This is a genomic window from Azospirillum sp. TSH100, from assembly GCF_004923295.1.
Lineage (GTDB): Bacteria > Pseudomonadota > Alphaproteobacteria > Azospirillales > Azospirillaceae > Azospirillum.
The window spans coordinates 179128-191685 of the sequence record NZ_CP039636.1; the positions used below are offsets into that span (position 1 = coordinate 179128).

At 66.3% G+C, this 12558-nt stretch carries 13 protein-coding genes; all 13 read left to right on the plus strand.

Annotation, left to right across the window (positions count from 1 at the left end; genetic code table 11):
• Positions 1-160: 160 nt before the first annotated feature.
• Positions 161-1006, plus strand: a complete 846-nt coding sequence (locus E6C72_RS18600) for a GntR family transcriptional regulator (protein ID WP_109084612.1) — start codon at positions 161-163, stop codon at positions 1004-1006.
• 50 nt (positions 1007-1056) lie between these two features.
• On the plus strand, positions 1057-1902 hold the full coding sequence (locus E6C72_RS18605; RefSeq protein ID WP_247875519.1) for a transporter substrate-binding domain-containing protein: 846 nt from the start codon (positions 1057-1059) through the stop codon (positions 1900-1902).
• A gap of 79 nt (positions 1903-1981) precedes the next feature.
• Positions 1982-2629, plus strand: coding sequence for an amino acid ABC transporter permease (locus E6C72_RS18610; RefSeq protein WP_109084613.1), 648 nt, complete (start codon positions 1982-1984; stop codon positions 2627-2629).
• A gap of 4 nt (positions 2630-2633) precedes the next feature.
• A complete protein-coding gene (locus E6C72_RS18615; RefSeq protein ID WP_109084614.1) occupies positions 2634-3338 on the plus strand; it encodes an amino acid ABC transporter permease in 705 nt (234 codons plus the stop codon).
• On the plus strand, positions 3338-4165 hold the full coding sequence (locus tag E6C72_RS18620; protein ID WP_109084615.1) for an amino acid ABC transporter ATP-binding protein: 828 nt from the start codon (positions 3338-3340) through the stop codon (positions 4163-4165). The genes E6C72_RS18615 and E6C72_RS18620 overlap by 1 nt, the downstream gene beginning before the upstream one ends.
• 167 nt (positions 4166-4332) lie before the next feature.
• Positions 4333-5133: a class I SAM-dependent methyltransferase gene (locus E6C72_RS18625; RefSeq protein ID WP_158280123.1), complete on the plus strand. Its 801-nt coding sequence runs from the start codon at positions 4333-4335 to the stop codon at positions 5131-5133.
• Between the two features lie 138 nt (positions 5134-5271).
• Positions 5272-5946 (plus strand): energy-coupling factor ABC transporter ATP-binding protein, encoded by a 675-nt coding sequence (locus tag E6C72_RS18630; protein ID WP_109084617.1) that lies wholly within the window; start codon positions 5272-5274, stop codon positions 5944-5946.
• Positions 5946-6596: an energy-coupling factor transporter transmembrane protein EcfT gene (locus tag E6C72_RS18635; RefSeq protein WP_109084618.1), complete on the plus strand. Its 651-nt coding sequence runs from the start codon at positions 5946-5948 to the stop codon at positions 6594-6596. Before E6C72_RS18630 ends, E6C72_RS18635 begins: the two co-directional genes overlap by 1 nt.
• A gap of 27 nt (positions 6597-6623) precedes the next feature.
• A complete protein-coding gene (locus E6C72_RS18640; protein ID WP_109084619.1) occupies positions 6624-7172 on the plus strand; it encodes a biotin transporter BioY in 549 nt (182 codons plus the stop codon).
• Between the two features lie 40 nt (positions 7173-7212).
• Positions 7213-8679, plus strand: coding sequence for a class I adenylate-forming enzyme family protein (locus tag E6C72_RS18645; RefSeq protein ID WP_109084620.1), 1467 nt, complete (start codon positions 7213-7215; stop codon positions 8677-8679).
• Positions 8676-9845 carry a thiolase family protein gene (locus tag E6C72_RS18650; protein ID WP_109084621.1) on the plus strand — a complete coding sequence of 390 codons (1170 nt, stop codon included), beginning with the start codon at positions 8676-8678 and terminating at the stop codon, positions 9843-9845. Before E6C72_RS18645 ends, E6C72_RS18650 begins: the two co-directional genes overlap by 4 nt.
• Entirely contained in the window at positions 9845-11080 is a 1236-nt protein-coding gene (locus E6C72_RS18655) for an MFS transporter (protein ID WP_109084622.1), read from the plus strand. Before E6C72_RS18650 ends, E6C72_RS18655 begins: the two co-directional genes overlap by 1 nt.
• Before the next feature lie 279 nt (positions 11081-11359).
• Positions 11360-12538 carry a calcium-binding protein gene (locus E6C72_RS18660; RefSeq protein ID WP_109084623.1) on the plus strand — a complete coding sequence of 393 codons (1179 nt, stop codon included), beginning with the start codon at positions 11360-11362 and terminating at the stop codon, positions 12536-12538.
• Positions 12539-12558: the final 20 nt, after the last annotated feature.

The following is a 12558-nucleotide window of genomic DNA, read 5'->3' on the forward strand; positions in this document are numbered from 1 at the left end:
TTGGCCTTTTCACGCCTCTGCGCAAGCCCCGGCGAACGGGGTAGGCGGATTTCCGCCGCATTGCAGCAATGCCGGCGACCAAGCCGGGAATTCGCGATTGACCGAAAGATTATGTACATACATTATCTTCCAAACGTCACATCGCGACGCGGAGAGCGGGGTGCAGGGGTTGGTACGGCACAGCCTGACCGGACAGAACTGCGGTGACGGACCGGCTTCCCCGCCGGCAAGTCCGGTGCAGGCTGCCATCGCCCCGGGCGGCAAACCGGACAGCGCACTGGACGGTCGCGGCCCTCTGTTCGACCAGATCAAGCGCGCCGTGGCCGGCCAGATCCTGCGTGGACGCTGGCAGGCGGGCCAGCGTCTTCCCAATGAGGCGGAACTGTCCAGCCTCTATGGCGTCTCGCGCCAGACCGTGCACAAGGCCATCGCCCTGCTGGCGCGCGAAGGTTTCCTGATCCGCCGCCGCCGCGCCGGCACCTTCGTCGCCACCGGCCGCCGCGACCGCTTCGCCCTGCCCATCGAGGACATCGGCGATGTCGTGGTGCGGGAAGGGCACGTTTATGAATTCCGCCTCCGCGACCGCAAGACCCTTCGCAACGGCAACGGCATCCGTTGGCCCGACCTGCCGGACGGAACACCGATCCTGGCGCTGGAATGCCTGCATTTCAGCGACGGCACGCCGATCCAGCATGAACGGCGTCTGGTCAATCTGGACGTCGTGCCGGAGGTGGTTGACGAAGCCTTCGATGTCGTGGCACCCAGCCGATGGCTGGTCGACCGGGTTCCCTGGTCGTCGGCCGACCACACCGTACGCGCGGTCAACGCCACCGCGGAGATGGCAGCATTGCTGGGGGTGGAGGCCGGCGCCGCCTGCCTTTCGATCCGGCGGCAGACCATGCATCTCAGCCGGCCGGTGACGCTCGTTCATTTCCTCTCGGTCGGCGACCGCTTCAGCCTCAGCGGATCGTCGATCACCGACAGCGCGACCGAGTTGAATTTGTAAACACAAAAGGACCGGCGACAGCCGCCGGCCGCAACAGGGGACCATTCACGATGGAGACCAAGTCTATGGTTCGGACGATGTTCAAGACGGCGCTGCTGGGCGCCACCCTGCTGGTCGCCGGTGCCGCCACCGGCACGGCGATGGCCGACACGTTGGCCGACGTGAAGAAGGCGGGCGTCCTGACCGTCGCAACCGAGATGCAGTTTCCGCCCTTCGATTTTCTTGAAAGCAACGAATACAAGGGCGTCGATCGCGACCTGATCGATGAGGTGGCGAAGGAGCTTGGCGTCAAGGCCAAGTACATGGACCTGCCCTGGACCAGCGTTCTGCCGGGCTTGGAAGCCAAGAAGTTCGATCTGGTCATCGCCCCGGTCACCATCACGAAGGAGCGCATGAAGCGCTATTCCTTCACCGTGCCGATTTCGGAGGCGACCGCCGCCCTGATGAAGCGCGCCGACGACAAGACCATCAACAAGCCGGAGGACATCGCCGGCAAGAAGGTCGGGGGCGGCAAGGGCACCTCGCAACTGGCCCAGGTGAAGGAGTTCGGCCAGACGCTGCCGACCCCGCCGGACGTGCGCGAATATGTCGACAGCAACCAGTCCTACGCCGATCTGGCCGCCGGCCGCGTCGACGCCTCGGTCAACTCGCTGCCGAACCTGAACTTCGCCGCCGCCCAGCGCAAGGAGACCTTCGCGGTCGTCCTGCCGCCCTTCGGCAAGCCGTCCTACTTCTCCTGGGTCGGACGCCTCGCTGACGATGACAAGAGCCTGATCGAGGCGGTCAACGCCGCGCTGGTTAAGATCCAGAAGGACGGCCGCATGGCCACCATCCAGAAGAAGTGGTTCGGCGTCTCGCAGGAGCTGCCGACCACCGTTCCGGAACCGCAGCTGTAAGGCGGAACGGACCCGGATATTCCCCTCTCCCCCCGGGGAGAGGGGACTGGTTCCCGGACTGCCGACGAAGGCCCACCCTATGAAGTTCAGCGTCATCATCGACGCCCTTCCCTATCTGCTGGGGGCGGCCGTCACGACCATCTGGGTCTCGCTGCTCGGCGTGCTGCTGGGGCAGGTGATCGGCGTCGCCGTCTGCGTCGCGCGCCAGTCGGGCGGGCGGGCGGCGAACATGGCCGGCGGGGTCTATGTCAGCTTCTTCCGCGGCGTGCCGCTGCTGATCCAGCTGCTGCTGATCTATTACATGCTGCCGCTGATCGGCATCGACGTGCCGCCGCTGGTCGCCTCCATCGCGGCACTCGGCCTCGCCTCGGGCGCCTATGTGTCGGAGATCTACCGCGGCGCGCTGAATGCCGTTCCGCACGGGCAATCGGAAGCGGCGCTGGCGCTGGGCTTCCCCGGTTCGTCGATCTGGACGCGCATCCTGCTGCCGCAGGCCTTCCGCATCTCGGTTCCCGCGCTGGTCAACGAGCTGATCCTGCTGCTGAAGGCATCCTCGCTGATCTCCGTCGTCGGGGTGGCGGAACTGACGCGGACCAGCCAGACCATTTCGGCCAGCAACTACCGCCCGCTGGAAATCTATCTGGCGGCCGGCCTCATCTATCTGGCGATCAACGGCGCGCTCGCCCTGTTCGGCACACAGGTCGAACGCCGCCTGCAACAGGCCTGACCCGATGTTGGACCTTTCCCTCCTCGTCCAGTATGGCCCGGCGCTGCTGCGCGGCTTCGGCGTCACCATCCTGTGCTGGGCTGCCGGCTGCATGATCGGCATGGTGCTGGGCTTCGCGCTGATGCTGCTGCGGCAGGTGCCGGTGAAGCCGCTGCGCTGGATCATCCGCGCCTACATCGAAGTGATCCGCGGCACGCCCTTCCTGATCCAGCTGTTCCTGCTCTACAGCGGCGGGCCGTCCATCGGCCTGCGGCTGGAGGCGACGACCGCCGGCATCCTCGGCCTCGGCATCTACGGCAGCGCCTATTTCGCCGAGATCTTCCGCGCCGGCTATCAGGCGGTGCCGAAGGGGCAGGTGGAGGCGGCGCTCAGCCTCGGCATGTCCTACGGCTCGATCCTGCGCCGGGTGATCGTGCCGGCCATGCTGGTGTCGACCATCCCGGCCATCGTCAACATGATGGCGATCCTGACCAAGGAGACGGTGGTGCTGTCGATCATCACCGTGCCGGAACTGATGTACGAGATGCAGACGATGGCGGCGGAGACCTTCGCCACCTTCGAGACCATCCTGGGGATGGCGCTGTTCTACTGGCTGCTGGTGGAGGTGGTGTCGCGCCTGGGCCGCCGGCTGGAAGCGCGCGTCACCCGTTTCCTGACCCATGCCTCGCCGCAGGGGTCGTCGTCCGAGACCGCAACCGCGAGGGCGTGATGACCGCCGTTTCCGAAACCGCCACTCCGCCGCGCAGTCCCGCCCAGGGCGACGCCGTGCCGATGGTCTCGATCCGTAGCGTAGGCAAGAGCTTCGGCACCAACGAGGTGCTGCGCGACATCGACCTGACCGTCAACAGGTCGGAGGTCGTCTGCCTGATCGGCCCCAGCGGATCGGGCAAGAGCACGCTTCTGCGCTGCATCAACTTCCTGGAGGTCTACGACCGCGGCGAGATCCGCATCGAAGGCAAGCTGGTCGGCTATACCGAAAGCACGCCGCGCCGCCGCTTGTCGAACCGCGATCTGCGCGATCTGCGCCGCAACGTCGGCATGGTGTTCCAGCAGTTCAACCTTTGGCCCCACATGACCGCGCTGGAGAATGTGGCCGAAGCCCTGGTTCAGGTCCGCGGCATGGACAAGACCGCAGCGGCGGCCCATGCCCGCCGGATGCTGGACCGGGTCGGTCTGGCCGCCAAGGCCGACAGCTACCCCGCCCGCCTGTCCGGCGGCCAGCAGCAGCGCGTTGCCATCGCCCGCGTCATCGCGATGGAACCCCACCTGATGCTATTCGACGAGCCGACCTCGGCGCTCGATCCCGAACTGGTGGGCGAGGTGTTGCAGGTCATGCGCGATCTGGCGGCGGATGGCATGACCATGGTGGTGGTGACCCACGAGATGGGCTTCGCCGCCAACGTCGCCGACAAGGTGGCCTTCCTCGACCGTGGCCGCATCGCCGCCTTCGGTACCCCGCGCGAGGTCTTCCACGAATCGACCGAACCGCGGGTGCAGCAGTTCCTGCAGACTTACCACGAGCGCAACAGCTTCTAAGGATCCGCCCGCAACCCGGCGGCGGGCGTCACCGGCCGCCGCTGTTCCTTCCGCCTGCGTGGGAGGAAAACATCCATGGTGTTGCCCGATCATCCCGGGATATGGATAACTGCCGGGCCAGCGGCTCCGAAACCGGAACTTTTTGTGGTGAGAACGGCAGCAGGTCAATGACGGAGCGTTATTACGGACAGGGCAGTTTCAGTGCCGCACTGTACGACCTGATCGACGGCGCCCTGTGTCCGGAAACCGAGGCGGCATTCTATCGAACGCTTGCGATCGGTACCGGAACGCCGATCCTGGACCTCGGGGCCGGAACCGGGCGACTGACATTCGCGCTCGCCGAGGCTGGGCACGACGTGGTTGGTGTCGACCTTTCGCACGACATGCTCGCCATCGCCCGCCGCAAGCTGGACGCTGCCGATGAGGCGGTCAAAGGCCGTGTGACTTTAATACAATCGGATGTCTGCGAGTTGGAACTCGGCCGCTCCTTCGATCTCGCGATAGCTCCCTACCGGGTCTTCAATTTTATTCTGAAGGACAACGACAGAAGCCGCTTCCTTCAGGCATTGCATCGACATCTTTCCGATACCGGTCGGGCTGCCATTGATACCTGGGGCGCCTCGGACGATAACAGCCGTCTGCGCCCGGCAATTCAGAACCGTAGGGTTATTGTCGAGCTGGAAGGCTCTCCATTCAATGTTGCCCGTACCTTCAAAAGTGACAGAATAGATCACGAGAGGAAGATCGCGGACTTCACCGTCAGTTATGAGATATTGGACAAGGAGAACAGAGTTCTCAAAAGCAAGGATGAGTCTCTGGAAATGCGCTGGTGCCCTCCGGACGAGATGCACGCGCTGCTGACAAGCCATGGCTTCCGAGTTCTGACGGAACTGGGCAGTTTCGATGCAATTCCCGCGACCACGTCCGGAGACCGCCTGTGGATCGTTGAGCGAATGGGTCATCGCTGATCGGCGACCAAATGGGGGACAATCCCCCGAACTCGGGCACTGGACAGGTCCGCTTCCCCCTGGAACCCCGCCTGCAAACGGGCTAAGAACCTTTCGCACGCGCAACAGATCCGCAACGCGAAAGCCCCGCGCCCGCCGATGATCGAACTCCGGTCCGTCACCCACGCCTATGGCGACCGTCCCGTCCTGCACAATTTGTCGCTGCGGCTGACTGAACGGCGCATCGCCATCCTTGGCGGCAACGGCTCGGGCAAGAGCACGCTGGCCCGCCTGCTGAATGGGCTGATCGTTCCGACCACCGGGACGGTCACTGTCGATGGGCTCGATACCCGCAGCAACGGCCGCGCGGTGCGCCAGCGGGTTGGCTTCGTCTTCCAGAATCCGGACACCCAGATCGTCTACCCGACGGTGGAGGAAGACCTCGCGTTCGGACTGAAGGCGCGCAAACTGCCGAAGGACGAGATCGCCCGCCGGGTTGCCGGGGCGCTGGAGCGCTACGGCCTCGACCGCTACCGCCATCAGCCGGCCCACCAGATGAGTGGCGGCGAGAAGCAGCTGCTCGCCATCGCCGGGGTGCTGGTGCTGGAACCGGCCTATGTCATCTTCGACGAGCCGACCACCCTGCTCGACCTGCGCAACCGCCGCAAGGTGATCGAGCTGCTGCGCGGCCTGCCGCAGGCAGTGATCGTCGTCACCCATGACCTCGATATGGTGCGGGACTTCGACCGGGGGCTGGTGCTGGAGGGGGGCCGGGTGGTCGCCGACGGCCCTCCCGCCGAAACCGTGCCTGCGTACATCGAACGGCTCGGCTGATGCTGGGCCTCTACCTGCATAGGGAGTCGGTCATCCACCGTCTGCCAGCGGGGGTGAAGCTTGGCGGACTGCTGCTGGTGACCATTCTGGTGCTGGCACTGCCCGGCACCTGGGGGGCGCTTGTCGCCGGGCTGATCGGCATCGCGGTGCTGGTGGCGGCAAAGCTGCCGGCCGGGAGGGTTATGGCCGAACTGCGGGCGCCGGTCACCATGCTGACCCTGCTGTTCGGTTTCCAGGCTCTGCTGGCTGGTGGCGGGTGGGAGGAAATGGCCGTCGCCGTGGCCCGTTTCGCCGTCCTGATCCTGCTGGCAACGCTGGTCACGCTGACCACCCGCGTCATGGACATGGTAGATCTGTTCGAGCGGCTGTTCGGCCTGCTGCGTCCGGTCGGCGTCAATCCGGCGAAGATGGCGTTGATGCTGGCCCTGACCATCCGCTTCATCCCGCTGCTCGGCGAGCAGGTACGCGAGGTGCGGATGGCCCAGCGCGCACGCGGCGTGGAACGCAACATAGCCGCCCTGTTCGTTCCGCTGCTGGTCAAGATCCTCACCATGGCCGATGATCTTACCGCTGCGCTGGAGGCGCGCGGCTATGACCCGGCCGATGGCGAGGCCGAAGTCAACAGGACCAAGAACAGCATTCAACGATAACGTCATCAGCCGAAGGAAGCGTCTGCAATGTTGTCCACCCGTGACCTCGTTCTTTGCGCCCTGTTCGCCGCCCTGCTGGGTGGGCTTGGCATGGCGCCGCCGATCCCGCTCGGCTTCCTGCCGGTTCCGGTCACCGCCCAGACGCTTGGCGTCATGCTGGCCGGCACCATCCTTGGTGCCAAGCGCGGCGGCATCGCTGCCCTGCTGTTCGTGCTGCTTGTCGCAGCCGGCCTGCCGCTGCTGGCGGGTGGGCGCGGCGGCATCGGTGTGCTGATGGGCCCGACCGGCGGCTTCGTGCTGTCCTGGCCGGTCGCCGCCTTCGTCACCGGCTGGCTGGCGGAGCGTTTCGCCACCGGCGCCAACCCGATCCGCCTGTTCGCGGTCAGCGTTGTCGGCGGCATCCTGGTCGTCTATGCCGGCGGCATTCCCTGGCTGTGGCTGGTTGCCGGCCTGCCGATCGAGAAGGCGGTCTTCGGTTCTCTGGCTTTCGTCCCGGGCGACCTGATCAAGGCCGGTGTCGCCGCCGTCGCCGCCTCGGGCGTCCGCCGCGCCGGCATCCTGCCGATCCATGCATGAGAATGCGGCGTCCGACCGATCGCCGGCCGATCGACCGGACATGACCGGCGGCCATCCGGGAACGGACAACCTCGCCCGCCCCTTCGCAATGGCCGCTGGGCGGGCGCCCGACCATCCGGCGCTGGTCTTCGGCGATCAAACGGTGTCCTACGGCGCCGCGCTGGAGCTGGTGTGCCAGGCAGGCGCCGGCGTGTCCGGCCTGAGCCGGGGCAGAGAGCCGCCGCGCGTGGCGCTCAGCCTGGGGAACCAAGCGGAACTGCCGGTGCTTTTCCTCGGCATCGTCGCGGCCGGTGGCATCGTTGGGCTGCTCGACCCGAAATGGAGCGCCGCACAAACAGCCGCCGCGCTGGAAATCCTCCGCCCCGACCTTCACCTGACGGCGGAGACCGCCGCCGGTTGGATCGCTGACCAACCGGCCGACTGGCGCATCCCTGCGGTCGACCCGAAGACACCTTTCCTCGTCGGCTTCACCTCCGGTACCACCGGGCGGCCGAAGGCCTTCATCCGCAGCCAGGGCTCCTGGCTGGCCACCTTGGAAGCGAGCCGCGTGGAGTTCGGCATCGGACCGGACGACATCGTGCTGGTGCCGGGTCCTCTGGTCCATGGCCTGGGCCTCTATGGCGCGGTGGAAGGGCTGTCGGCCGGCGCAACGGTTCGGGTGCAGCCGAAATTTGACGGAACAGACGCGGCAGCCCAGCTGGCGGAGTGCGGTGTCACCACGGTGGTTCTGGTGCCGACGATGCTGGTTGGCATCCTCGACGCCGCGGAGCGCGAGGGCCACCGTTTCCCGGCCCTGCGCCACGTGGTCTGTTCCGGAGCCAAGCTGGCGCCCGCGGTGCATGACCGACTGACCGCCCTCTGCCCCAATGCTGCCGTTCTTGAATATTACGGTGCGTCGGAGCTGAGCTTCGTCAGCCTGCGCTCATCCCGCGAAGGCGCCCCCGCCGACAGTGTTGGCCGCCCCTTCCACGGGGTGGAACTGAGCCTGCGCGACGACGACGGCAATCCGGTGGAGCGCGGCCGGCGGGGCACCGTCTGGGTGCGCAGCGGCATGCTGAGCGACGGTTATCTCGGCACCACCGACAGGGCCGGCTATCGCGAACACAACGGCTGGGGCACGGTCGGCGATTACGGCTGGATCGACGGTGAGGGCTGGCTGCGCTTGGTCGGTCGAGCCGGCGACATGGTCATCACCGGCGGCCTGAACGTCTATCCGGCGGAAGTCGAAGCGACCCTGCGGGCCCATCCCGCCGTGGCGGAGGCGGTGGTGTTCGGCCTGCCCGATCCCTATTGGGGCGACGCCCTGTCCGCCGTCGTCTGGTGGCGCGGAACCGCGCGCGCCTCGCTCGCCGACCTGCGCGGCTGGTGCCAGGAGCGGCTGGAGGCCTACAAGGCGCCACGGCGGCTGTTCGCCGCGTCCGACATGCCCCTGACCGGCAGCGGCAAGATCGCCCGCGCCGATGTCCGCGAACGGGCAAAGGCAGGCGGGCTGGAGATGGTGGAGTGAGCAACCGCCCGATCATCGTCGCCGCCCGGCGCACCCCGGTCGGCCACATCGGCGGCAGCCTGCGTGAGCTTCCCGTCGAGGATCTCGCCGCCCCGGTCATCCGCGCCGTGCTTGCCGATGCCGGCCTCGACCCGGCGGAGGTGGACGAGGTAATGCTGGGCAACGCCGTCGGTCCCGGCGGCAATGTCGCGCGGCTGTCGGCGCTGGCCGCCGGGCTGCCCGTGTCGGTGCCCGGCGTCACCGTTGACCGGCAATGCGGGGCGGGGCTGGAGGCGGTCAACCTCGCCGCCCGGCTGGTGCAGTCCGGGGCCTGCGAGATCATACTGGCCGGCGGGGTGGAGAGCACCAGCACCGCCCCTTGGCGCGTCGCCAAGCCGGCCAGCCTCTACCGCAGCCCGGCCTTCTACGACCGTGCCCGGTTCGCTCCCGACGATATCGGCGACCCGTCGATGATCGAGGCGGCGGAGAATGTCGCCGCAGCTTACGGCATCGACCGCGCCCGCCAGGACCGCTATGCCCTGGACAGCCACCGCAAGGCGGTCGCCTCGCAGGCCGGTGGGCGGTTCGACCGCGAGATCGTCCCCCTCACGCTGCGCGACGGCCGCATCGTCGACCGTGATGAATGCCCGCGCGTCGACACCAGCCTCGACCGGTTGGCCGCCCTGCGCCCGATCCTGCGGACCGACGGCACGGTGACCGCCGGCAACGCCTGCCCCGTCAACGACGGTGCTGCCGTGGTTGCGATGGTGTCGGAACGGAAGTTCCGCTCGCTCGGCTTCACACGTGGCTTGGCGGTGGTCGACAGTACTGCGGCAGGGGTGGACCCCAGGCTGCTCGGCACCGGCCCGATCCCGGCTGTGACCAAGCTGCTGGACCGCAATCCTGGCCTGACCGTCGCCGACATCGACCTCGTCGAGTTCAACGAGGCCTTCGCCGCCCAGGTGCTGGCATGCCTCGATGCACTCGACATCGCCCCTGCCCGCGTGTCGGTCGGCGGCGGTGCCCTGGCGCTCGGCCATCCCTATGGCGCATCCGGGGCGATCCTGGTGACGCGCCTGTTCACCGAACTGCTGTTTCCGGCCCCGGGCACGTCGCCCCGCCGGGGCATCGCAACGCTCGGCATCGGCGGCGGGCTGGGGCTCGCCACACTTCTGGAGCCTGTTTAATGACCAGTGCCCCTGCGGCCGGGGATAGTTTCCGGTCGGCCTTCCGCCATCGCGCCTTCGCCCTGTTCTGGAGTGCACGGGTCTGTTCGATGCTGGCTATCCAGATGCAGGTGGTGGCGGTCGGCTGGCAGGTCTATGCCATGACCGGCGATCCGCTCGACCTCGGGCTTGTCGGGCTGTTCCAGTTCCTGCCCACTCTGGCCCTGGTGCTGGTCGCCGGCCATGTCGTCGACAACAACGACCGCAAGACGGTGCTGTTCGGCGCCCTGTCGATCGAGATGATCGCGGTCGCCGCCCTGTTCCTGCTGACGATGACGGGTGCCTTGTCGCCCCCGGCCATCTTCGCCGTGGTGGCACTGATCGGCCTCGCCAAATCCTTCGAGGGACCGGCCAATCAGGCGATCCTGTCGGCGACCGTGCCGGTGGAGGATCTCCCCAACGCCGTCGCCTGGCAGTCGTCGGGGGTGCAGGTGGCTCAGATCTCCGGCCCGGCGCTGGGCGGGCTGCTCTACATCGCCGGTCCGGCGGCGGTCTACGGCGTCAGCACGGCGATGCTGGTGCTGTCGGTCCTGCTGATCGCCGCCTGCCGGCCGCGTCCGGTGACGATGACCAAACGCGCCATGAGTCTGACCAGCATGCTGGCCGGCGCCGCCTTCATCCGCAGCCGGCCGGAGATCCTGGGCGCCATCTCGCTCGACCTGTTCGCGGTGCTGCTGGGTGGAGCGACGGCGCTGCTGCCGATCTATGCCCGCGACGTGTTGCATGTCGGGCCGTGGGGCCTTGGCCTGCTGCGCTCGGGTCCGGCGCTGGGGGCGCTCGTCATGGCGATGGTCATCACCCGCTGGGGGGTGAAGCGCCATGCCGGACGTTGGATGCTCGTGGCGGTGGCCGGGTTCGGCCTCGCTACCATCGCCTTCGGCCTGTCGGCCGATCCGGTGCTGTCCTTCATCGCCCTGCTGGCGGTTGGCGCCACCGATCAGGTCAGCATGTTCGTCCGCCAGACGCTGATCCAGCTGTCCACCCCCGACGAGATGCGGGGCCGGGTCGGCGCCGTCACCTCGCTGTTCATCGGCGCCTCCAACCAGCTCGGCGAGTTCGAATCCGGCAGCGTCGCGGCGCTGTTCGGTGCGGTGCCGGCGGTGGTCCTGGGCGGCGTCGGCGCGGTCGGGCTCGCCGGACTGTGGGCGGTGATGTTCCCGGCCCTGCGGCGGGTGGACCGGCTGTTGGGGCGATAAGGGCGGGGGCGGCCCTACGCATTGCTGCATAGGACCACAGTGCGACATCCTCAACCCTAGACATTCTACAGGCTAAATCCTATACTTAAGGCTGTATCAAGCGGACAGCGTTCTTCGTTCAATCCGAAGAAAGGACGAAGAATGTTGACTCCAATTCGTCAGTTCGTACGTCAAGTCCACCCACAAAGCTGTTATATCGCCCTACGGGCGAACAATTGCGGATAGCGACAATCTCCACTTTTTGCACTTTGACGCCAATAATTCAGAAAAGGATTTGGGATGAGTACCGTTGTCGCAAATGTTCCGATAAATCTATCGGGAAGCGGAGACACCGCCGGGATTTTGTATGATGATTATTATATCATCTCACAAAGCTTAACACAGATCAGCTTTCGTTACACGTTGAACAGCGCGCCGGTGATGGACATCACTATTGGCGGTGTTCTGAACATAACCGATTATAGTGCTTCGGGCCGGATAACGTCCCTTACGGCAACCCGGCCGGACGGCGCGCTTCTCGTATCGTTCAGCAATGCCAGCATCGGGTTTTCCAGCGTCTACAGCCTCGCCAGCGCACTGACCACACAATCGATGCTGTCGGGCAACGACCAGATCTTCGGGTCGGCCCAATCCGACACCCTGTATGGCTATTCGGGCAATGACTATATCGCCGGTGGCGGTGGCGACGATCTCATCAGCGGCGGATCTGGCACGGACATCATCGACGGCGGCGAAGGCACGGACATCGTAATCAGCAACCAGTACTACACCGCCGACAAGCTCATCGCCTTCAACGGACAGGTAGCCATTCTTGACCGGAGCAACGGTTCCGACCTGCTGAGGAACGTCGAATATATCCGGTTCTACGATCGGACAGTGGCGCCCGCCAGCGCCACAGGCTTCGATGCTCTGGGCTATCTGGCGGCCAACCGCGATCTGGCGTCTGCACTCGGCACCGACGAGGCGGCGGCGTTCAACCATTATGTCCAGAGCGGCTATACCGAAGGCCGCTCCACCAGTTTCGATGCCGCCGGGTATTTGGCCGCGAACCGGGATCTCGCCGCGGTCTTTGGGACGAACACTGTTGCGGCCACCCGGCATTACATCACCACCGGACGACTGGAAGGGCGAAGCACGTCCTTCAATGCAATGAGCTATATCGCGGCAAACCCGGACCTGATCCGGGCGCTCGGCAACAATACGACGGCCGCAGCTCTGCATTATGCCACCAGCGGACGGCTGGAAGGACGGGCCACGACCTTCAACGCTGCGGCCTATCTGGCGCGCAATCCGGATCTCCAGCGTGCGCTGGGTGGTAGCGAGACGGCGGCGACAGCCCATTATGTGGCGTTCGGCTATCGCGAAGGCCGCTCAACCGCGCCGCTGACCACCACCGGCCGGGCGGCACCGATGCTGGCATCCAATGCACCGCCCACAATGCTGGCAGCCGCCACCTGAACATTCCCCCGGCGCGGGCG